General features: G+C 73.0%; 20 protein-coding genes. 6 read left to right on the top strand and 14 right to left on the bottom strand.

The genetic code is table 11. The features are described from left to right. Positions 1 to 15 precede the first annotated feature (15 nt). Together macS and ACFW5B_RS33475 are read right to left on the bottom strand one after the other, a co-directional pair. Positions 16 to 1,350, bottom strand: coding sequence for a MacS family sensor histidine kinase (macS, locus tag ACFW5B_RS33480; RefSeq protein WP_386448246.1), 1,335 nt, complete (start codon positions 1,348 to 1,350; stop codon positions 16 to 18). Between the two features lie 55 nt (positions 1,351 to 1,405). After that, the gene (locus tag ACFW5B_RS33475) at positions 1,406 to 2,134 is read right to left on the bottom strand and encodes a lysophospholipid acyltransferase family protein (RefSeq protein ID WP_386448244.1); all 729 of its coding nucleotides are present in this window, start codon (positions 2,132 to 2,134) and stop codon (positions 1,406 to 1,408) included. 147 nt (positions 2,135 to 2,281) lie between these two features. Here ACFW5B_RS33475 and ACFW5B_RS33470 point away from each other — a divergent pair, with 147 nt between their 5' ends. Both ACFW5B_RS33470 and ACFW5B_RS33465 read left to right on the top strand, forming a co-directional pair. Further along, complete coding sequence (locus ACFW5B_RS33470; RefSeq protein ID WP_386448241.1) at positions 2,282 to 3,076, top strand: alpha/beta hydrolase; 795 nt, start codon at positions 2,282 to 2,284, stop codon at positions 3,074 to 3,076. Next, entirely contained in the window at positions 3,063 to 3,734 is a 672-nt protein-coding gene (locus ACFW5B_RS33465; RefSeq protein WP_386448238.1) for a hypothetical protein, read from the top strand. The genes ACFW5B_RS33470 and ACFW5B_RS33465 overlap by 14 nt, the downstream gene beginning before the upstream one ends. 43 nt (positions 3,735 to 3,777) lie before the next feature. On the opposite strand, the gene ACFW5B_RS33460 is transcribed toward ACFW5B_RS33465, so the two are convergent. From ACFW5B_RS33460 to ACFW5B_RS33435, 6 genes are all read right to left on the bottom strand, one after another. After that, positions 3,778 to 4,551: an endonuclease/exonuclease/phosphatase family protein gene (locus ACFW5B_RS33460; protein ID WP_386448235.1), complete on the bottom strand. Its 774-nt coding sequence runs from the start codon at positions 4,549 to 4,551 to the stop codon at positions 3,778 to 3,780. 112 nt (positions 4,552 to 4,663) lie between these two features. Next, a complete protein-coding gene (locus ACFW5B_RS33455) occupies positions 4,664 to 5,605 on the bottom strand; it encodes an ROK family glucokinase (protein WP_386448232.1) in 942 nt (313 codons plus the stop codon). Positions 5,606 to 5,741: 136 nt separating this feature from the next. Further along, positions 5,742 to 6,218: a DUF5304 domain-containing protein gene (locus tag ACFW5B_RS33450; protein ID WP_386448229.1), complete on the bottom strand. Its 477-nt coding sequence runs from the start codon at positions 6,216 to 6,218 to the stop codon at positions 5,742 to 5,744. A 120-nt stretch (positions 6,219 to 6,338) separates the two neighbouring features. Further along, entirely contained in the window at positions 6,339 to 7,541 is a 1,203-nt protein-coding gene (locus ACFW5B_RS33445; RefSeq protein WP_386448226.1) for an ArsA family ATPase, read from the bottom strand. Between the two features lie 2 nt (positions 7,542 to 7,543). Next, entirely contained in the window at positions 7,544 to 8,026 is a 483-nt protein-coding gene (locus tag ACFW5B_RS33440) for an SRPBCC family protein (RefSeq protein ID WP_386448223.1), read from the bottom strand. Between the two features lie 258 nt (positions 8,027 to 8,284). Next, a complete protein-coding gene (locus tag ACFW5B_RS33435) occupies positions 8,285 to 9,100 on the bottom strand; it encodes a metallophosphoesterase (protein ID WP_386448220.1) in 816 nt (271 codons plus the stop codon). Positions 9,101 to 9,375: 275 nt separating this feature from the next. On the opposite strand from ACFW5B_RS33435, the gene ACFW5B_RS33430 reads away from it, so the two are divergent. After that, positions 9,376 to 11,172 (top strand): AMP-dependent synthetase/ligase, encoded by a 1,797-nt coding sequence (locus ACFW5B_RS33430; RefSeq protein WP_386448217.1) that lies wholly within the window; start codon positions 9,376 to 9,378, stop codon positions 11,170 to 11,172. 121 nt (positions 11,173 to 11,293) lie between these two features. Here ACFW5B_RS33430 and ACFW5B_RS33425 read toward each other — a convergent pair whose 3' ends face one another. After that, on the bottom strand, positions 11,294 to 12,436 hold the full coding sequence (locus ACFW5B_RS33425; protein WP_386448214.1) for a glycosyltransferase family 4 protein: 1,143 nt from the start codon (positions 12,434 to 12,436) through the stop codon (positions 11,294 to 11,296). A gap of 303 nt (positions 12,437 to 12,739) precedes the next feature. On the opposite strand from ACFW5B_RS33425, the gene ACFW5B_RS33420 reads away from it, so the two are divergent. Further along, the gene (locus ACFW5B_RS33420; protein WP_386448211.1) at positions 12,740 to 14,059 is read left to right on the top strand and encodes a glycosyltransferase 87 family protein; all 1,320 of its coding nucleotides are present in this window, start codon (positions 12,740 to 12,742) and stop codon (positions 14,057 to 14,059) included. 15 nt (positions 14,060 to 14,074) lie between these two features. Here ACFW5B_RS33420 and ACFW5B_RS33415 read toward each other — a convergent pair whose 3' ends face one another. From ACFW5B_RS33415 to ACFW5B_RS33395, 5 genes are all read right to left on the bottom strand, one after another. Further along, positions 14,075 to 15,466: a hypothetical protein gene (locus tag ACFW5B_RS33415; RefSeq protein WP_386448208.1), complete on the bottom strand. Its 1,392-nt coding sequence runs from the start codon at positions 15,464 to 15,466 to the stop codon at positions 14,075 to 14,077. 51 nt (positions 15,467 to 15,517) lie between these two features. Next, entirely contained in the window at positions 15,518 to 16,564 is a 1,047-nt protein-coding gene (locus ACFW5B_RS33410; protein WP_386448205.1) for an NlpC/P60 family protein, read from the bottom strand. A gap of 234 nt (positions 16,565 to 16,798) precedes the next feature. Then, positions 16,799 to 17,824, bottom strand: a complete 1,026-nt coding sequence (locus ACFW5B_RS33405; protein ID WP_386448202.1) for an NlpC/P60 family protein — start codon at positions 17,822 to 17,824, stop codon at positions 16,799 to 16,801. Positions 17,825 to 18,126: 302 nt separating this feature from the next. After that, entirely contained in the window at positions 18,127 to 19,500 is a 1,374-nt protein-coding gene (locus ACFW5B_RS33400) for an NYN domain-containing protein (RefSeq protein ID WP_386448200.1), read from the bottom strand. Between the two features lie 18 nt (positions 19,501 to 19,518). Then, a complete protein-coding gene (locus tag ACFW5B_RS33395; RefSeq protein WP_385865432.1) occupies positions 19,519 to 19,758 on the bottom strand; it encodes a hypothetical protein in 240 nt (79 codons plus the stop codon). Positions 19,759 to 20,050: 292 nt separating this feature from the next. On the opposite strand from ACFW5B_RS33395, the gene ACFW5B_RS33390 reads away from it, so the two are divergent. Both ACFW5B_RS33390 and ACFW5B_RS33385 read left to right on the top strand, forming a co-directional pair. Further along, on the top strand, positions 20,051 to 20,731 hold the full coding sequence (locus tag ACFW5B_RS33390) for a rhomboid family intramembrane serine protease (protein WP_386448196.1): 681 nt from the start codon (positions 20,051 to 20,053) through the stop codon (positions 20,729 to 20,731). Beyond that, positions 20,728 to 21,009 (top strand): Lrp/AsnC family transcriptional regulator, encoded by a 282-nt coding sequence (locus tag ACFW5B_RS33385; RefSeq protein WP_085927294.1) that lies wholly within the window; start codon positions 20,728 to 20,730, stop codon positions 21,007 to 21,009. The genes ACFW5B_RS33390 and ACFW5B_RS33385 overlap by 4 nt, the downstream gene beginning before the upstream one ends. Positions 21,010 to 21,268 lie beyond the last annotated feature (259 nt).

Raw genomic sequence — 21,268 nt, 5'->3', positions numbered from 1 at the left:
GGCCCGTCCGCTCGCTCACGCTCTCGCCTTCCCCCGTCTTCCGCCCTCGGGCGCCGTGCCCTTGGGGACCGTCAACTCCACTTCCGTGCCCTGGCCGGGGACCGAGACCCACGCCGCGGTGCCGCCCAGGTCCCGCAGCCGGCCGCGGATCGACAGGGCCACCCCCAGCCGGCCCTCGCGCTCGGCGTCCGCGAGCCGGCCCTCGGGGATGCCGGGGCCGTCGTCCCGGACCGTCACGATCACCGCGTGCGGTTCGTCCTCCACCAGGATCCATGCGTGGGCCCCGTCCCCCGCATGCACCCGGACATTGTCCAACGCCGCACTGACAGCGGCCGCGAGTTCGGCCGCCGCGGCGGCCGGCAGCTCGACCGCGGCACCGGGCTCGGAGAACGTCACCCCGGCACCGGCGAACGGCGCCAGCAACGCCCGGACGTCGCACGGCCCGTCGTCGTCCGCCTCCGGCGCCGGTGCGGTCAGGACGGCGGCCACCGCGTCGTCCGCCACGGCCTCACCCGCCGGGTGCGGCAGCGGCTGCGTCTCGCCGTCCGGTCCGGCCCGGCGCGGCGGCGGCACCAGCCCGCCGGCGACCAGGGTGCGCAGCGCGACCTCCTGTTCCCCGGCCATCCGGCCCAGTTCCGCCGCTTCGCCGCCGATCGCGGCGCCGCGCCGCTGCACCATCGCCAGGACCTGCAGCACGCTGTCGTGGATGTCGCGGGCCAGCCGCTCCCGCTCCCGGGTGGCGGCCTCTATCTGGAGCGCACGGGCGAGGGTCCGCTCACTGGCGCGGGCCACCTCGACGACATAGCCGATGGCGACGCTGGCCACCCACACCAGCACCACGTTGTGCACGGTGTCGCGGGCCAGCTCCTGGCGCTCGACGAGATTGGCCACCGCCACGGCGCTGGACGCGACCGCCGCCCAGCGCCAGCCGCCCTTGATCGCGAAGCCCAGCACCGCGCCCGCCGTCCAGATGGAGGGCAGCGTCGGCGACCCGTCCATGATGCGGGCGTGGGTGTCGACCACCGGCGTAAGCAGGATGCCGCCGACCGCGAAGCCGAGGTCGGCGAGGAGGAAGTGCCGGGTACAGCGCTCCGGGGAGGTCGTCCGGCGCCAGGTCAGCACCATCCAGACGGTCAGCGCGCCCATGTAGGCGGCGGCGCCCAGGGGACGCTGGTACTTCTGGTAGGAGAGACCGACCAGGCACAGGGTGTAGACCAGGGTCAGAATCCGGTAGCCGGTGAGCGCGCGCCACAGCGGCAGCTCGACGGACATCCGCAGTACCTTGGGGGGCTTGGTTCTGCCCCTGGCGGCCAGGCCTCCGCGCCCGGTCCGTATCTCCGCATCCGTCATTGCCGGCCCCCACCCTTCGACGGGCGCACCCGCGCCCGTCCTCGGCCCTGCCCGTCTATTCGGCGGCTGCCTTCTTGGCCTGCTCCGCCTCGGCCTTCGCCGCCTCGGCGAGCTGCCGCTTGGCCGCGGTGGCGTAGATGTCGACGTACTCCTGACCGGACAGCTTCATGATCTCGTACATGACCTCGTCGGTGACCGACCGCAGGATGAAGCGGTCGCCCTCCATGCCCTGATAGCGGGTGAAGTCCAGCGGCTTGCCGATACGGATGCCCGGCCGGATCATCTTCGGCACGACCTTGCCCGGCGGCTGCACCTTCTCGGTGTCGATCATCGCCACGGGGATGACCGGCGCGCCGGTGGCCAGCGTGACCCGGGCCAGTCCGCCCGGCTTGCCGCGGTAGAGCCGGCCGTCCGGGGAGCGGGTGCCCTCCGGGTAGATGCCGAACAGCTCACCGCGCTCCAGCACCTCGATGCCGCTCTTGATGGCCGCCTCGCCCGCACCCCGGCCGCCCGAGCGGTCGACCGGCAGCTGGCCCACGCCCTTGAAGAACGCGGCGGTCAGCTTGCCCTTCACGCCCGGTGAGGTGAAGTACTCGGACTTGGCGATGAAGGTGACCTTGCGGTCGAGCACCGCGGGCAGGAAGAACGAGTCCGAGAAGGACAGGTGGTTGCTCGCGAGGATCGCCGGACCCTCGGCGGGGATGTTCTCGATGCCTTCCACCCACGGCCGGAAGGCAAGCTTCAGCGACCCGCCGATGGAAAACTTCATTGCGCCGTAGATCAACCGACTGCCTCCTGTGTGTGACGCAAAGACCTTAACCTGCCCCGGTGCCGCTCTCGCGCCGCGGACGCCGTCGGACCTACCCGCTTGCCGTTACTTTGCGTACCCTGAGGTAACCCGCCAGGCCCCCTTATCGATCGGAGTCCCCCGGTGCCGCTCCTTCCCGGAGCCGAGCCGTTCCGCCGTGACGGCGGAGAGGTCGGCGTCCTCGTGTGCCACGGCTTCACCGGCTCCCCCCAGTCCGTACGCCCCTGGGCCGAATATCTGGCCGACCGGGGACTGACGGTCGCTCTCCCGCTGCTGCCCGGTCACGGCACCCGCTGGCAGGACATGCAGATCACCACCTGGCAGGACTGGTACGCCGAGGTGGACCGGGAGTTGCGCGCGCTGACCGAGCGCTGCACCAAGGTCTTCGTCTGCGGTCTGTCCATGGGCGGCGCGCTGGCGCTGCGGCTGGCCGCCAAGCACGGCGACGCGGTCAGCGGCGTCGCGGTGGTCAACCCGGGCAACAAGGTCCATGACGCGGCCGCGCCGCTGCTCCCGGTGCTGCGGCATGTCGTACGGACCACCAAGGGCGTGGTCAGCGACATCGCCAAGCCCGGCGCCGAGGAGGTCGGCTACGAACGGGTGCCGCTGCACGCCGCGCATTCGCTGCGCCGGTTCTTCCAGCAGGTCGACTCCGAACTCCCGGGCGTCACCCAGCCGTTGCTGGTGATGACCAGCCCGCAGGACCATGTCGTACCGGCCGCGGACTCCGAGCGGATCCTGGCCCGGGTCTCCTCCACGGACGTGCGGCAGACGCTGCTGGAACGCAGCTACCACGTCGCGACGCTGGACCACGACGCCGAGCAGATCTTCCGGGACACCTTCGCGTTCATCTCCCGGCTCGCGCCGGAGGCGGCGGACGCGGCACAGGAGGGGACGGCGGCCCGTGGCGGAGCGTAGCCCCCGCGACCCCCGGGACCCGCTGGACGAAGAGGCCGCCTGGGCCGAGATCGTGGCGGGTTACGGCGAGCAGCCGTCGTTCCCCGCGGGGGATGCCGAGGACGCGGGCGACGGGGACGGACCGGCCGGCGCGGCCGGGGTCGCCGGTGCGTCCGGGCCATCCGAGGCACCCGAGGCATCCGAGGCACCCGAGGCATCCGGCAAGGAAGGCCGGGCCGAGAAGCCGGACGCCACGGCGTCCGCCGAGGTGGCCGGGCCGGACGGCAAGACCGGGCAGGACGCCGAGGGCCCCGGGGACACCGCGAGTGGCCCCTCGCGGCCGGGCAGTTTCGTGGTCTTCGCGCCGGGCGTAGGCCCCCGCGACTGGCAGGCCGCCGAGGCCTCCGACGACGACTTCGACGAGACCGACGAGGGCCACTTCACCCCGCCCGAGCCGCCCCCGCTGCCGCAGGCCGATGTCACCACCAAGTTCGCCTGGCTCGCGGTGGTCGGCGGCCCGCTGCTGCTGGTGACCATGGTGCTCCTCCAGCAGCCGGTGACGTGGTGGATCACGGTCCTGGGCATCGGCGGCTTCCTGGGCGGCTTCGCCACCCTGGTGGCCCGGATGAAGGACGACGACGAGGACGACGACCTGCCGGGCAGCGGCGCCGTGGTGTGAGCCGGCCCGCGGCCGGTGGGCGTCGGCCGTCGGCCGGTGGGCGTCAGTCCGCGGCCGGCACCCGCAGGGCGGCCAGCACCGGCAGATGGTCGGTGGCGGCCCGGAGGTCGGCCTCGGTCACCCCTGCCAGCCCGTGCGGCACCCCGCAGCCCAGGACCTCCACGCCCGCGGTGGTGAAGAGCGCATCGATCCGCTGATGCGGGTCATCGGGCGTGGAGGTGAACTCCCCGCCCCACGGCTCGGCCGCCCAGGCGTCCGTGAGCACCCCCGCCAGCCGCCGGAAGCTGCGGCCCTCCGGACGGTCATTGAGGTCACCCCCGACGACCGCGTACGGCACGTCCAGCGCGGCCAGCCGCTCCAGCAGCAGCCCGGCCTGCCGGTAGCGCTCCCGGTCGGCGAGGCTGAGGTGGCAGCTGAGCACCCCGAGCCGGGCCCCGCCGATCCGGACGACCGCGATGGCGAACCCGCGCTGGTGCAGTCCGGGGGTGCGGGGCAGCAGCACCTCCTGCGTGCGCTCCACATGAGCGCGGAGGGTGGAGAGGATCATCGGGCCCGCGGTCGTGCCGCCGCCGGTGACATGGACCAGACCGGCCGAGCGGGCCAGCCGCTCGGCGGCCTTGCGCCAGCGGAAGAACCGCGGCGCCTCCTGGATCAGCACCAGGTCGGGCGCGCAGGCCCGGATCACCCTGGCCAGCGCCGCCCGGTCGTCGCGCAGCGAGCGGATGTTGTAGCTGAGCACCCGGATCACGGCCGCACCGCCGCGTCCTGGTGCCCCGGCGGGGCCGGGTTCGGTGGCGGAGGCGGGGAGCGAGATCACGGCGGCAGGTCCTCTCACCGGGAGGGTCACGCGGGCCAAGATAGATCACCGTCCGCCGCACCCCCACGGGGCGCGACGGACGGTGCCGTACCGCCGGGCGGCCCGTGCCGGATCAGCCCTGGCGCGCCAGGTCGGCCGCGCCGACCAGACCGGCCTTGCCGCCGAGCTGGGCGGCGAGCACCTGGGCGTGCGGCCGCCACTGGTTGCCGACCAGCCAGCGGCGGAAGGACTTGCGGATCGGTTCCAGGACCAGTTCGCCCTCGTCCGAGACGCCGCCGCCGACGATGAAGGCGGACGGGTCGAAGAGCGAGGCGAGGTCGGCGAGGCCGGCGCCGGCCCAGCGGGCCAGTTCGCGGAACGAGTCGATGGCGACCGGGTCGCCCTGGCGGGCCGCCTCGCTCACGTGCCGGCCCTGGATGCCCTCGGAGGTGCCGTCGCCGAGCGCGAGCAGGATCTGGGCGTTCTCGGGGGTGGCGAAGGCGCGCTGGCGGGCGTAGCGCAGCAGAGCCCGGCCGGAGGCGTACTGCTCCCAGCAGCCCTGGTTGCCGCAGCCGCACAGCAGACCGTCCGGGACGACCCGGATGTGCCCGAATTCGGCGGCGACGCCGAAGCGGCCGCGGCGCAGCTTGTTGCCGATGATGATGCCGCCGCCGAGGCCGGTGCCGAGCGTGATGCAGATGACGTCGCTGTGGCCCTGGCCGGCGCCGAACTTGTACTCGCCCCAGGCCGCGGCGTTGGCGTCGTTCTCGACGACCACGGGGAGGCCGACACGCTGTTCGACCTTGTCCTTGAGCGGTTCGTGGCGCCAGTCGATGTTCGGGGCGAACAGGACGGTGGCGCGCTTCTCGTCGACGTAGCCGGCGGCGCCGATGCCGACGGCCTCGACGTGGTGGCCCGCGCCGACGGTGCGTACCGCCTCCGCGATGGCCTCGGTCAGCGCGTCGGTGGCGTGCGGAGTCGGCACCTTGCACGTCTCAAGGATCGAGCCCTCTTCGTCGACCACGCCGGCCGCGATCTTCGTGCCGCCGATGTCGACGCCGATGGTGAGTCCCATGTGTCCCTCAGTTTTTCCGCTCGAACCCCGCCGTGACCCACCGTACCGGAGGCGGGCGTGCCGCCCACGTTCTTCCGGCTGCCGGGGTGAGGACACCTCCCGTACATCGGGCGGGACTCGGCGCCTACGAGGGGCTCTAGTCCAGGTCGATCCGCTCGGTGCCGGTCGGGCCGTCGTCATCGCGCGGGTCGTCCTCGCGGGAGGCTTCGGGCCGGTCCCCGGTGTCGTCACGGGTCCAGCGGCGCTCGCTGCCGGTGACGGCGGAGCGGTAGGCGGCAAGCAGCTCGGAGCCGGCCGCTGCGAGGTGGTCGAAGATGTCGGGGTTGCGCTCGATGACCGGCTCGACGGCCGCCTTGGCCTGCTTGAACAGCTGGTTGACGGCGCCCTGTGCGGCGATCCCGCCGAGCGCGCCGGGGAGCTGGATGCCGGAGAGCTTGTCGGTCACCGCTTCGGCGAGCTTGCGCAGCTCCTCGGCGGCGCTGCCCGGCTGCGGGCCGTGGGCGGCGCGGTGCCGGGCCTTCTCGGCCGCGAGGTCCTCGGCGCAGGCGGTCGCCCAGGCGTCGGCATCGGGCTCGGCCTTGCGGTCGGCGGGGCGCTCGGTGGCATCACTCATGAGGAACTCCGTGACTCCTGCGGCGAGGCGGTACGGCGAAGCAGTGCGGGACGGGCACATCGGGGTCGGCACGTCGGGGCGGGGCCCACCCCCGACGTTACCCGAACGGTGGTAGCGCGTTCAGTCGCTCTTGGGCCACAGATCCGGGTCCGGCGTGAAGCGGATCTCCAGTGCGCCGTCCCGGAGTCCGGCGCCGGCGACGGTGCAGCGACGCAGCGCGGAGGGGAGGGTACGGATGCGCCGGAAGCGGCCGACGGTGACCACGATCTCGTCGCCGCGGCGCACCAGTCCCAGGCCCCGGCGTTCGGCGCCGGGCAGCGGCACCCGCCAGACGAGGATGCCGTCGGTGGCCAGCCGGTCCTCGACGGTCCAGGGGTCGGGGTGCGGCGCTCCGGCGGGCCCGGCCGCACAGATCTCGCCGGCCGGTCCGCCGATCAACTCGTCGAGTCCGTCGACACCCTGGGGGTCCCGGCCGAGATGCGGCACCTCATGGACGGGGACGTCGGGGAACTCCTCGCGCAGGGCCTTGAGGGCGGTCTGCTGGCTGCCGGAGAGCGCGGCGAGGAACGGGTCGGCCGAGCCGGTGGGCAGCAGCCGGTTGACGACCACGCCGTCGGTGCGGCGGCCGTGCAGCGCGAGTCCGGCACGGACGCTGCGCAGCGTGGCCGCGGCGACCGGACCGGCCTCGGTGACCAGGCGTACGGAGGTGCCGGGGTCGTCGATCGTCCGCTGGACGGCGGCGAGTTCGGTCTCCCAGCGCTCGGCGGCGTCGTACAGCTTCTGGGCCGGCATCGGCACCCCGGCGAGCTGGGCGAGCACCGGGCGCAGCGCACGGGCCGCCTGGCGCTCGGGCGGCAGCAGCCGGCGCAGATAGCGGCGCACCTGGGCCGGCAGGGCGAGCAGCCGGACGGTCTCGGCGGCCGAGGGCATGTCGACGACGACCAGGTCCCAGTCGTCCGAGGCGTGTTCGGCGCGCAGGGCGTGCAGCAGCGCGAAGTCCTCGGAGCCGGGGAGTTCGGTGAGTTCGTCCTCGTCGAGGGGGGCGGCGCCGAGCAGGTCGAGGGCTGCGCCGGCGCGGTCCTGGAAGGCGAGGAACTCCTGGCGGAAGCGGTCGCCGGGGTCGATGCGGCGGGCGTGCAGACCGGGCGCTATCGGGGTGGGGGCATCGGCGCCGAGGGGGGTGCCCAGCACCGTTTCCGGTGCGCTGCTCCCGGTGGTGAGCAGCAGGGCCCGCTCGCCCCGGCGGGCGCCGGCCAGGGCGGTCGCGGCGGCGAGCGTGGTGCGGCCCGCACCGCCGGAGCCCGTGACGAGGACGATGCGCACGCTCAGAGCTTCTTGGCCTCGTCGGCGGGCGTCTGCGGGCCGTCGTGGCCGCTCTCGACGCGCTTCTTCAGCCCGGCCAGCGCACGGTCGATGATGACCTTCTCGGCCTTGCGCTTGATCATGCCGAGCATCGGGATCTTCACGTCGACGGTGAGCTGGTAGGTCACCTCGGTACGGGCGCCGCCGCCGAGCGCGGAGAGGCGGTAGGAGCCGTCGAGGGCGCGCAGCATCTGGGACTTGACCAGGGACCAGCTGACCTCGTTCTCGCCGGTCCAGGTGTAGGCGAGGGTGTGGTCGTCCTTGATCGCCCCGGCGTCCAGCAGCAGGCGCACCTGCTCGGCGCGGCCGCGGTCGTCCTTGGCGAGCACCTCTGCCTCCTTGACCTCTCCGGTCCATTCCGGGTAGCGGTCAAAGTCGGCGATCACTCCCATCACGTCGGCGGGTGCCGCCTCGATCGTGATGCTCGAGCTGGTGTGTTCGGCCATCGCCGTGACTCCTCCATGCCGATTCCTGCCGGTCCGCCGACTCTTCCCCGAGCTCTCAGCTCCTCCCCCGCTCTCGGCTTCGCGAGCGGGGGCACCCCCAATGAGCCGGGGAGGCGTCATGACGCGGTGTCTGCGCTGCTACAGGCTCTGAGGCTACCGCGCGGGATCCCGCGCACGGACACCAGCAGGCCCGGTACGGCCGGGGCGGGACGGGCGCCGGGCGCTCCCCGGCGGGCGCGCGGCCGGGGCTGTCCGGCCTCACCACTCCAGGACGTAGGGCGTCCCGGTCGCGTTGAAGTGGCCGACATTGACGCATTCCGTACCGTCGATCCGGACCCGGCGGGCGAGCGGCTGGTGGACGTGCCCGAAGAGGGCGTAGCGCGGCCGGGTGGTGCGGATGGCGTGCAGCAGGGCCGCGCTGCCGCGTTCGAAGCGGCGGGCGACGGTGTCGTAGCAGAGCTCGGGGACGTCGGGCGGGATGTGGGTGCACAGCACGTCCACCTCGCCGACCGCCTCGATCTTGGCGGCGTACTCCTCGTCGCTGAGCAGATAGGGGATCGGGGTCTCCCCGGCGCGCGGGGAGTTGCGTGCCCGGGGAGGCGCGGGGGTGGCCAGGCCGCCGCCGACGAATCCGAAGACCCGGCCGCCGATCTCCACCCGCTGGCCGTCGAGGACGGTGGTGCCGGGGCCGGCGTACTCGGCCCACAGGTGCGGGATGTCGACGTTGCCGTAGGTGGCGTACGTGGGGCTCGGGAAGGCCGCGAAGAGTTCGGCGTACTGCCGGCGGACCGCGTCCTCGATGACGGACGCCCGGCTCAGGCCGCTGCCGATGAGTTCGCCCCACAGCCGGCGGCCCAGTGCGCGGGCCTCCTCGAAGCGGCGGGCGGTGCGCAGTTCGACCAGTGCGTCCGTGTTCGCGACGCCGAAGAGGTCGGGGAAGATGCCGCGCGAGTGGTCGGCATAGTCGAGGAAGAGGACCAGGTCACCGAGGCAGACCAGGGCATCGGCACCGGCTCCGGCCGCCGCGAGGTCGCGGCTGTTGCCGTGAATGTCACTGACCACATGCACACGCATGGCGTCACCCTAGATCGCCCGGGCGGCCGCCCGGGAGGGGGCCCGGACCTGGGGTTACTTTCGGGTCACCGACCCATTGGTCTAGTCTGCGCGGGTCAGTCCCCATGGCGTGTCCCGCAGCGTGTGACGCATCGAACATCTGGCCGCTCCCCTCTATCCCAACCGCGATACCGATGGGTAACGTCCGGGCAGTCCAATCCCCCTTGCACGAGCATGGACCGCCGCCGGTGCACCACACAGCGTCGTGGCGCCGGCGCTTTTGAGGAGCAGCAGTCTTGCGCGAGTTCAGCCTTCCGGCCCTGTACGAGGTCCCCGCGGACGGCAATCTGACGGATCTCATCCGCCGAAATGCCGCGCAGCACCCGGATGTTGCGGTCATGGGACGCAAGGTGAACGGGGTGTGGCAGGACGTCACCGCCGCCACCTTCCTCGCCGAGGTCCGCGCCGCCGCCAAAGGCCTGATCGCCTCCGGGATCGAGCCCGGCGACCGGGTCGGTCTGATGTCGCGCACCCGCTACGAGTGGACGCTGCTGGACTTCGCCATCTGGAGCGCCGGCGCGATCACCGTCCCCGTGTACGAGACGAGTTCCGCCGAGCAGATCCAGTGGATCCTCGGTGACTCCGGCGCGGTGGCCTGCCTGGTGGAGACCCCCGGCCACGAGGCGACCGTCGAGTCGGTCCGCGACCGGCTGCCCGAGCTGGAGAACATCTGGCAGATCGAGCGGGACGCCATCGCCCGGCTGCACGCCGCGGGTGACGGGATCTCCGACGACGAGGTGGAGACGCGCAGCGCGCTCGCCGACGCGGACTCGCCGGCCACCATCGTCTACACCTCCGGCACCACCGGCCGCCCCAAGGGCTGTGTGCTCAGCCACCGCAGCTTCTTCGCGGAGTGCGGCAACATCGTCGAGCGGCTGCGCCCGCTGTTCCGTACCGGCGAGTCCTCGGTGCTGCTCTTCCTCCCCATCGCCCATGTCTTCGGCCGGCTGGTGCAGGTCGCCGCGGTGATGGCGCCCATCAAGCTGGGCCACGCCCCCGACATCAAGAACCTCACCGACGACCTCGGCTCCTTCCGGCCGAAGCTGGTGCTGGGCGTGCCGCGGGTCTTCGAGAAGGTCTACAACTCGGCGCGGGCCAAGGCGCAGGCCGACGGCAAGGGCAAGATCTTCGACAAGGCCGCGGACACCGCGATCGCGTACAGCCGCGCGCTGGACACCCCGGGCGGCCCGTCGTTCGGCCTGAAGCTCAAGTACAAGGTCTTCGACCGGCTGGTCTACGGCAGGCTGCGCGCCGTCCTCGGCGGCCGCGCCACCCACGCCATCTCCGGCGGCGCCCCGCTCGGTGAGCGCCTCGGCCATTTCTACCGCGGCATCGGCTTCACCGTCCTGGAGGGCTACGGCCTGACGGAGTCCTGTGCGGCGACCGCCTTCAACCCCTGGGACCGGCAGAAGATCGGCAGCGTCGGCCAGCCGCTGCCCGGCTCGGTCGTCCGGATCGCCGACGACGGCGAGGTGCTGCTGCACGGCGAGCACCTCTTCACCGAGTACTGGAACAACCCGGCGGCCACCAAGGAGGCGCTGTCCGACGGCTGGTTCCACACCGGCGACCTCGGCACCCTCGACGAGGACGGCTACCTCGCCATCACCGGCCGCAAGAAGGAGATCCTGGTCACCGCGGGCGGCAAGAACGTCGCCCCCGCCGTGATCGAGGACCGCATCCGGTCGCACGCGCTGATCGCCGAGTGCATGGTCGTCGGCGACGGCCGGCCGTTCATCGGCGCGCTGGTCACCCTGGACGAGGAGTTCCTGCCCCGCTGGGCCGAGGAGCACGGCCACCCCGCCGGTGTCACCCCGTCCCAGGTCGCCGAGGACCCGCAGCTGCTGGCCGCCGTCCAGCGCGCCATCGACGACGGCAACGCGGCGGTCTCCAAGGCCGAGTCGGTGCGCAAGTTCCGCATCCTGCCGACCCAGTTCACCGAGGAGTCGGGCCATGTCACGCCGTCGCTGAAGCTCAAGCGGAACGTGGTCGCGAAGGACTTCGCGGAGGACATCGAGGCGCTCTACCGCGCGTAGGGAGCAGCGGGGCACGGCTCGTCGGCCGGGCACGGCTCGCTCCGAAAGCTCCGAATCCGCCGTCGTGGCCGTGCGCCACGGCGGCGGATTCGCTGTGTGGGCCGGACCGTCAACGGCCCGCCTACAGCAGCTCCTTGAGCCGTTCGGCAAGGAGGTCCCAGCGCCACTTCTCCTCCACCCAGGCGCGGCCGCGCTCGCCCATCCTGCGGCGCAGGGCCGGGTCCCGGAGCAGGGTGACGAGACGGTCGGCGGTGGGGCCCGGGGACCCGCCGGGGACGACCCAGCCGGTCTCGCCCTCCAGGACGGCGTCGGGGGCGCCGCCCGAATCGCCGGCCACCACGGGCAGGCCGGTGGCGGACGCCTCCAGATAGACGATGCCGAGACCCTCGACGTCGAGCCCGCCGCGGCGGGTGCGGCACGGCATCGCGAAGACATCGCCGGCGCCGTAGTGGGCCGGCAGCTCCTCCCACGGGACCGCGCCGGTGAAGTGCACCGACTCCGCGACGCCCTTCTCCCGGGCCAGCGCCCGCAGTTCCTTCTCGTACGGGCCGCCGCCGACGATCAGCAGCACGGCGTCGGGCACCTTGGCCAGCACCGCCGGCATCGCCTCGATCAGGGTGTCCTGGCCCTTGCGCGGAACCAGCCGCGAGACACACACCACCACCGGCCGGCCGGCCAGCCCGAGCCGCTCCCGTACGGCGTCGCCGCCCGAACCGGGGTGGAAGGTCTTCTCGTCGACGCCGGGCGGCAACTGGACCATCCGCGCGGCGGCCTCCGGGGTGAGCGCGCCGGCGATCCGCGAGCGGGTGTACTCGCCGAGGTAGGTGAGGGTGTCCGTGCCGGTGCCGATCCGGCGCAGGAGTTGGCGGGCGGCCGGCAGCTGCGCCCAGCCCGCCTCATGGCCGTGCGTGGTCGCCACCAGGCGGCGCGCGCCGGCGGCCCGGAGCGCGGGTGCCATCAGCCCGAGCGGCGCCGCCGCCCCGAACCACACGGAGGAGCAGCCGTGTTCACGCAGCAGCGCGGTGGCCCGCCGGGTCACCCGCGGCGTCGGCAGCAGCATCGTCGTACGGTCTCTGATCACCGGGAACGGCTGGTCGGCGTCGAAGGCGGCGGTGGCCGCGCGCCCCTCCGCGGTGCGCTTCCAGGTCGAGGCGTAGACCACCACCTGGGTGGGGTCCAGGCGCAGCGCCATGCTGTGCAGGAAGGCCTGGATGCCGCCGGGCCGGGGCGGGAAGTCGTTCGTGACGATCAAGGTCTTCTGCACGATGGTCTCTCGACGGTCGGTGACGGCGCTGGTGGCCCGACAGTACCGGGCCGGTGGCGGTCGGTGTCCGGCGGGCGGGCGTCGGACGGCCGGTGGGCGTCGGACCGCCGGTGGGCGACGGCAGGGGGCCGGTGGCCGGGCGCCTGCCCGCCACGGCCGTGCCTCGTCTACGGTCGTGACAGCCGCGGCCGGCGTCCGTGTCGACAAGCACGGGCCGGCCGCGCGGTACGAACGGGAGCGGGCGCCGGTTCCGGGGCCGCGAACGGCGCCGCCGGGCAGCGGCCGAGAAGCGACGAGGTGACGATGAGCAGCATCAGCAGAGCGCGCGGGGTGGGGCTCCCGGTCGCGGCCTGGGCCGTGACCCGGGCCGTGGTCCTGTTGTGCGTCCTGAAAGTGCTGGTGCTGCCGGGGCCGGATGTCACCACCGATGTCTCGGTGATCTACCGGGGCTGGTCCACCGTGCTGCAGAGCGGCACCTTTCCGCTGGACGACGTGACCTGGCAGTACCCGCCGGCCGCCGCGCTGGCGATCCTCTCCCCCGGTCTGCTGCCGTTCCTGGACTACACCACGGCGTTCTTCGCCCTGATCCTGGTCACCGACGCGGCGACGCTGGCGCTCCTGCTGCGGGCCGGCCGCCGGGCGGACCACCGGCCGGCCGGCGCCTGGGTGTGGATCGCGGGGGTGGCGCTGCTGGGCCCGACGGCCTACGCCCGCTACGACCTGATGGTCACCGCCGTCGCCGTCGCCGCGCTGTTCGCGGCCGTCCGGCGGCCGCGGGTGGCGGGCGCGCTGATCGCCTTCGGGGCGCTGCTGAAGGCCTGGCCGGTGCTGCTGCTGACGGGGGCGGCGCTGCGCGGGCGCCGGGCACGCGCCCTGTGGTGGAGCGCGGCCGGCACCGCGGCCGCACTGACGCTGGTGTGCGTCGCCGCCGCACCGGGTGCACTGGCCTTCCTCACCTTTCAGCGCGACCGCGGTACGGAGGTCGAGTCGCTCGGCGCGCTGGTCTTCCATGTCGCCCGCCAATTCGGGTGGGACGGACAGGTGCTGCTCAACTACGGCTCGCTGGAATTCCTCGGCCCCGGTGTCCCGTTCGTCAGCACCGTGGCACTCACCCTGAGCCTGGCCGCCGCGGGCTGGCTGTTCCTGTGGCGGGTGCGGGTGCGGGAACTTTGCCCCACGACGCTGTGCGAGGCCGCGTTCACCGCCACCCTGCTGTTCACCACCACCAGCCGGGTGATCAGCCCGCAGTACATGCTCTGGCTGGTGGCGCTGGGCGCGGTGTGTGTGACCGTGCGGGCCGCCCGGCAGACGCTGCCGGTGGTGCTGGTCCTGCTCGCCACCGGGGTCACGCTGCTGGAGTTCCCGGTCGGGTTCGGGCAGGTCGTCGCGAGCGAGCCGTGGGGCGTCGGGCTGCTGCTCGTACGCAACGGGCTGCTGGTCGCCGCCTCGCTGATCGCCTGCCGCCGGCTGTGGGTCTCCACGCGGGGCGACGGAGGCGAACCGTCCGGGACGGCCGGCGTGGTACGGGCCCGCCGCCCGTCCGACGGGACCCCCGCCGCGCCGCCGGAGCTCACCGGCAGCGCCACGCGCCCGCGGACGGACGGGGCGCCCTCGTCACCGTGAGCCCGTCCCCGGCCCTCACCGCGCCAGTTGTTTTTGCACATACGCCCGCCACTGCCGGGTGAACTCCGCCATGCTGACGCCGAGTTGGCTGCGCATGGCGTGGTCCGTCCGGTCGGCGCGGGCCTTCGGCCGCGCTTCGGTGCGGGCGGCCGGGGTGGCCGGACGGGAGCCGGCCGGGGCCGCCGTGGCCACCTCCATCGGCGCCCCCTCGTGGTCCGCCGAGGCAGGTATCACGCCCTTGCCGGCCGCCCGGTAGAAGGCGCGCAGCTTGGCCTCGCCCCACTTCGCGGCGATCATCCGGCAGGCCAGCCAGCTGCCCTCGTACGCCTTCGCCAGCCGGTCGGCCCCCGCCTTGAAGCCGAAGTCCTCGTCGGTCGGCAGCCGGGCCGGGAGCTTGCCCGCGGAGACGGCGCGGGTGAGTTCCGGGGCGGTGAGGGCGGCCTTGCGGTGGATGCCGCGGTAGGCGGCCCAGTCGGCGAAGCCCTCGGAGAGCCACAGCGGGGTGGCCGGGGTGGTGGCCGTACGGGTGGCGACATGGGCGGTCTCGTGGGTGAGGACCACCCTGCGGCCCAGGTCGTTGAGCTCCTCGTAGGCGTCCGGGTTGATGATCACGCGGTCCGCGGGGGCGTTCTTCGAGACCCCCGCCTCCCCGGTGGTGACCGCCGCGATCCCCGCGTAACCGGACGGGTCGTCGCTGCCCATCAGCTGCGCCATCCCCTCGACCGAGTCCGGCGCCTCCACCACGACCTTCTGCGACCACTTGCCCTTCCAGGCCGCGGAGACGGCGGGCACGGCCCGGTCCACGCGGTGCGCCAGATCCGTCAGCCGGGCCCGCTGCGAGGTGCCGCCCAGCACCAGGCTGTACCGGCCGCGGACCAGCCGTACCGGCCCCTGGTCCCACAGCTGCCGGGTGCCGCTGCGGCCCGCCGCCGTGCCGTCGGTGTCGGAGGAGATCAGCCAGCGGCCGTCGCGCTCGGTCAGGGTGAGGTACTGGACGGCGTGCACCGGGGCGGTGTCGAAGCCCTTGAGGCGGTAGCGCAGCCGCACCTTCGCGGCCAGCCGCGTCCCGTCGCCGCCGGCCGGGAGCGGGAAGGCCTCGGTCGAGTCGAGGTCGTAGTGCCAGTCGGCCAGCGGCACGCCCTTGAGGTGGCCGAACATCGCGCGCTGCCGCTCGCGGTAGCCGACGGACCGCGGGTCGACGGGGGCGAGGAAGCCCGCCGCGTCGCCGCGCTCGACGGCCCGCGCACGGGTGTCGAGCATCCGCTGGACGTCCGGGAAGCGGGCGGTGGCCGCCGGGGGGCCCGCGGGGCCGCAGCCGGCCAGCGGGGCGAGCAGGGCGAGCAGCAGGGCGCCGCAGCCCGCCGCCGCGGCCCGCGACGGCCGCCGTCTCGCCCACCGGTGTGACATGCGGACGATCGTAGAGCCGTGCCGGGCCGGGCGAAAACGCGGAGATCCGCCTCAGGGCCTGGTGACGGACGAGATCGGCATCATCCCGACGCGGTCGTAGCGGACCCGTGCGCCGGGGTAGGGCGCGTGCACCACTTGGCCGTTGCCGACGTACATCCCGACGTGGCTGGCGTCCGAGCGGTAGATGACCAGGTCCCCGGGGCGTGCCTGGGAGAGCGGCACCTGCCGGCCGGCACCCCGCTGGGCCTGGGAGGTACGCGGCAGGGAGACTCCGGCGCGGCCGTAGGCCCATTGGGTGAGTCCGGAGCAGTCGAAGGACGAGGGGCCGCTGCGCCCCCAGGCGTACGGGGAGCCGACCGCGGCGCGCACCGCGGCGACGGCGGCGGCGGCCCGCCCGGAGGACGGTACGGCGCCACCCAGGTCCGGGGCCGTCTCCCGGTGCCCGTCGCTGCGGGAGGCCCGCTCGTAGGCCGCCCGGTCGCTCCTGGGGAGCGCGTTCAGCAGCCGTCGCGCGGTGGCCAGCCGGCGCTGCACGTCCTTCTTGTGGCGGGCGACGGCCCGCCGGCTGGTCTCCAGCTCCGCGAGCTTCCTGCCGGTCTCCTGGCGCTGCTGCTCCAGGCGGCGCTGGGCGACCCGGAGACCGCGCAGTTCGGCGGCCTGGCTGCTGCCGATCCGGTCGAGCGCGGAGGCCTTCTCCAGGTAGGTGTCGGGCCGCTCGGAGAGCATCAGCCGGAGCGTGGGGTCCATCCCGCCCGACCGGTACTGCGCGGCGGCCAGCGCGCCCAGCCGGCCGCGCATCCGGTTGACCCGCTCCTGGGCACGGGCGGTGCGGTCCTGGAGGGCGGCCACCTCGTGACGCAGTTCCTTGGTACGGGCCTGTGCGGCGTTGTACTTCTCGGTGGCCCGCTCCGCCTGCACGTAGAGGCTGTCGACCCGGGCCGTCGCCGCCGCGCGGCCGGCGGACGGGTGGCCCGCGGGGTCGGCGGCGGCCGGCGGCGCCGAGAGCGCTGCGGCCGCGGTCGCCAGGGCGGCGGACACCACGGTGACGCCGGCGAGGGTGGTCTGGCCGTGCTGCGAGGTACGGCGGTGGGACACCACGAGAGCCGCACTCCTTCCGTTGCGGCCCCTGCCGCCCCGGGAGGGCGGTCGGTGAACCGGGCCGCTGCGAGGGCAGACAGTAACGGCGGCGGCACACACCGGCCAAAGCGCCCGTTTCCCCGGCAAAAAGCCGCCCCGCCGGTGACTGTGCAGGTCACCGACGGGGCGGCAGGTCAGCGGCCGGGGCCGCAATTCGCCCGTTCGGGCGGCAGGTTGAGACGGTGGCGGGGCTTGTCAGACCCGCACGCCGAACGCGAACGGCATGTTGCCGATCGGCTCGTAGCGCACCGAGGCGCCCGGCTTCGGCGCGTGCAGGACCTGGCCGTTGCCCGCGTAGAGACCGATGTGGTGCAGGTCGTCGTAGAAGAGCACCAGGTCGCCGGGCTTGAGGGCGCTCTGCGAGCTGATGCGGGTACCGGCGTTGGCCTGCGCCTGCGAGGTGCGCGGCAGCGACTGGCCGGCCTGCTGGTACGCCCAGGAGGTCAGACCCGAGCAGTCGAAGGACGACGGGCCGGTGGCGCCCCAGACGTAGGGCGAACCTATCTTGGACTGGGCGGCCTGGAGGGCTGCGGCACCGCGCTGCGAGGCCGGGACGTCGTCGCCGAGGTCGGCCCGCTCGTTGCTGCGGTCGGCGCGGTTCTCCGCGGCCTGCATGGCCGCTCGCTCCTTGGCCGTCAGGGTGTTGAGCAGCTCCTGCGCCTTGCCGAGCTTGCCCTTGATCTCGTCCTTCTTGTCACCGAGCGCCTTACGGGTCTCGGAGAGGTCCTTGATCTTGCCCGCGGCCTCCGCCCGCTCCTGCGCGAGCCGGCGCTGCTTGTCCGCGATGGTCTTCAGCTCGTCGGCCTGCTTGCCGCTCAACTGGTCGAGCGTGGCGGCCTTTTCGAGGTAGGTGTCCGGGTCGCCGGAGAGGAAGAGCTGGACCGAGGGGTCGATGCTGCCGCTGCGGTACTGGCCGGAGGCGACCGCGCCGAGCCCCTTGCGCAGCTGGTTGAGCTCACCCTGACCGCGCGCGACCTTGTCCTGGAGGTCGTCGACCTCCTTCTGGAGCTTCTCCTGCTGCTCCTTGACCCCGTTGTACTTCTCGGTGGCCTGCTCGGCCTCCTCGTACAGCTTGTCGACCTTGGACTTGACGTCCTTCTTCGACGGCGTCGGGGCGGCCTGGGCGGCCTGGGACGAAAGGGCCACGGCCGCCGCGGCGGTGGCGGTGAGCACGGTCACGCGAGTACGGCTCGGCTGCTTGGGTCGACGGTGGGACGCCACGGGGGCGAGCTCCTTCTTCCTCCAGCCGCCTACCGGGAAGTGGGGGGGTGAGACCCCGGCTCCGCGTGAACGCCGCGGACTCGGCGGTTCCTTCACTGTTCATCCCGGTTGGATGATCATCTGCATGAAGGTTCGGGGCCGACCTTAATGACCGAGCTGTGATCGCTTCAAATCCTCACGAGAAAAATCTGCGCCACGAACCCCATCTTTTACCAACGTCGCACAGGCAGTGAGCGCCAACTGACGCTCAGATACGGGCTACCCGGGCATTTCCGTCCGGTGCCGCAAACGGAAGAGATACCTCAGGTCCGGGCAAGTCGCTTGAGGAGCAACGCCGATGCCACCGGACGGGCCCCGGCCTTGGCCACGCCGTCGGCCACTTCCCGGTCCGTGGAGACCACGACCACCGGACGGCCGGGCGGTTCGGCCCTTACCAGCTGACGAATCAACTCATCGGCCGTTACGCCCGGTTTACTGAACAGCACCCGGACCCCGCGCGGCGGCGCGAGCAGCACCGGGGCCGCCAGCTCCGCCCCGTCGAAGACACAGGTCATCTCGGCGCCGGTCTGCGCCGCCAGCACCGCGAGGCCGCCCAGCAGCCGCAGCCGCTGCTTTTCGAGCGGCATGGTCGGATAGCCGGTTTTGGTGACGTTGTAGCCGTCCACCACCAAATGTGCCTGCGGCAGGGCGAGTAGCTGGTCGAGCAGCGCCGGGTCCGTCTCCGACAGCGCCCGGGTCGCGATGTCCTTGGGCGTCATCCGGCCCGGCGCGACCGCCTCGACGGTGTCCGCCGGGTGCACGTCCGCGGGCGGCAGGGCGAGTTCGCGGCGCAGCCCCTGCGCCGCGTCCAGGACCGTGTCCAGCAGCAGCCGCAACCGCATGTCCTCGACGCTGCGGCCCTCGCGGGCGGCCCGCCGGCTGGTCTCCAGCGCCGCCTCGACCTCGGCGATCCGGCCCTTGAGCCGGCGCGCTTCGCTGTCCCCGGCGGTCTTCTCCGTGGCGGCCCGGTCCCTCGCCTCCGCCAGCGCGGCCTCGGCCTTGCGGACCGCGGCCTCACCGCGCTTGACGTCACTGAGCGCACTGCGCAGCTTGCGCCGCAGCGACTCGTTCTCCTTGCGCGCCGCGTCCAGATCCACCCGGATCCGGTCGGCCTCCGTACGGGCCTCGCCGCGCGCCTGCGCCAGCTCCTCGCGCAGCCGGGTCAGTTCCCGCTCGGTCTCCTCGCCGACCCGCTCGGCATGCGCCCGCTGGGCCTCCTCACCGGCCGCCGCGACGAGCTTGACCCAGCCTTCGGGGCGCAGCACATAGGCCGCCGCCGCGACATCGAGCGGATCGGCGGCCGCGGGCGGGGTGCCGTGCTCCAGCGCGGCGGCGAGCTCCGCCTGCGCCTCGCGCAGCTTGCCGGCGATCCGCTGCCGGAAGACCGCGTCGCTCTCCAGCGCCGCGGCCATCGCGTTCCCGGCGAACTTGGCCCGACGCGTCGGGGTGAACCGGGCGTACTGCCGCAGCGGGGGCGGGAGTTCGGCGACCGTCAGCGCGCCGAACGACTCCGCGGTGAGCGCCACGACCCGGCGCCGTACGCCCTCGGGCAGCGGTCGGTCGAGCACCTCGTCCGCCGCACCCTCGGGTACGTCGTCACGCTGGGCCCCCGGCTCCCCTTCTGGACGGTCCACCACGGCTGCATCGCTCCGATCTCAGGCGCTCGCGCCCGGACGGTCCACCAGCTCGATCTGGTCGACCGCGTTGCACCAGCGGCAGCGCACGGACTCGATGCTCTCACTGAGGACCTCGCGCTCCTCCACCTTCGGCTCCCCGGCGAGGTCCAGGTGGACGTACTCCACCACCTTGGCCTGGCGGGTCACATCGAAACGCGTGAGGTTGCCGCACAGCGTGCAGCGCCACCGGGTTCCGGCCGTCGGCAGGGGAACAGCCATCGTGTCGTCCTCTTTCGTGATCGTCGTCATGTGCTGCTGCGCGGTTCACGCGGTGCGCCGTCGGACTGCGGAAGTACGCAAAGTACTGCCTGTAACCCTACGGCCTGCCGGGGGGCCGGTGCGGTCCCGCCCGGGTGCCGGGACACGGCGAGGCACTCTGTCCCGATTGCCCCCATTGAGCCATGATCACTTCATGACGGCGCCGGCCCCCACTCCCCGATCTCCCCGCTCGTCCGGTCTCCTCCCCCGCCGTCCGCATACCACCCGGTCCCTGACCGCGGTGTTCTCGCGGATGACGAATGTGCTGATCGGCCTGTGCTGTGCGGTCTTCGTCGTCGGCCCCGCCTCCGGCCTGAACCGGATATACGGCACCGGCGACGCCCTGCTCAAGGCCCAGACCGCCTATTTCGAGCGGTGGGGGGTGATCCCGCTGGATCTGTGGAGCGGCTCGGCGCGGGCGCTGATCACCCCGCTCACCGCGTTGTTCGTGCACGGCAGCTGGCTGCACCTGCTCGGCAACGTGCTGTTCCTGTACGTCTTCGGCGCGATGGCCGAGGCACGCATGGGCCGGCTGCCGTTCACCGCCTTCTACCTCATCATCGGCTACCTGGCGCTGCTCGGCTACGCGGCCGCGCACGCCGATTCGGGCCAGACGCTGGTGGGCGCCTCCGGCTCCATCTCCGGCGTCCTGGGCGCCTTCCTCTACCTGTTCCCCACGGCCCGGGTCACCAGCCTCTTCCCGTTCCTCTTCTTCCTGCCGCTGCGCTTCCCCGCCTGGCTCGTGCTGCTGTTCTGGTTCGTCATCCAGTGGCAGGCCGCCCAGGACGACCCCCGCGGTCCGGGCGTCGCCTACCTCGCCCATGTCATCGGCTTCGCCCTCGGCTTCCTCTACGCATGGGCCCGCTACCGGAGGGATAGTGTGGGGGCCACCAGGGCGAACGACCGGGCGACCGAGGAAGAGAGCCAGCCGTGATCACGTCGATCGTGCTCATCAAGACCAACGTGGACCAGATCCCGGAGATCGCCGAGAAGATCGCCGCACTGGACGGCGTCAGCGAGGTCTACTCGGTCACCGGCGCCCACGACCTGATCGCCATGGTCCGGGTCGCCGCCCACGACGACCTCGCGGACGTCATCCCCGGCCGCATCAGCAAGGTCCCTGGCGTCGCCTCCACGGAAACGCATATTGCGTTCCGCACGTATTCGCAGCATGACCTTGAGGCTGCCTTTGCGATCGGGCTGGAGGCCTAGCCCGTTTTTCCCCACGTTTTTGGCTTTCCCGCCGTGTGGGTTGCTCGCCGTTGCGCCTGCGGCGGGCCAGGTGGTTTGTGGGTGCGGTGACGGGCCTCCGGTGGGTGGGGGCTGGCCACTCGTAGCCAGTCACTGCGACCGACGAGCCGCACCGGACCACCCAGGCAAACCCCCGCCAACCGTCTTCCCACCCCCCAACGGGAGGTGACGGGTCGGAGCGGGTGGGGTGTGCCGGACGTAAAGCGAAGCAGTCCGGCAC

This window comes from Streptomyces sp. NPDC058773 (assembly GCF_042746015.1).
Classification (GTDB): Bacteria; Actinomycetota; Actinomycetes; order Streptomycetales; family Streptomycetaceae; genus Streptomyces.
Note: the sequence above shows the minus strand (reverse complement) of the source record. Positions and strands in the feature narration are given on the sequence as shown.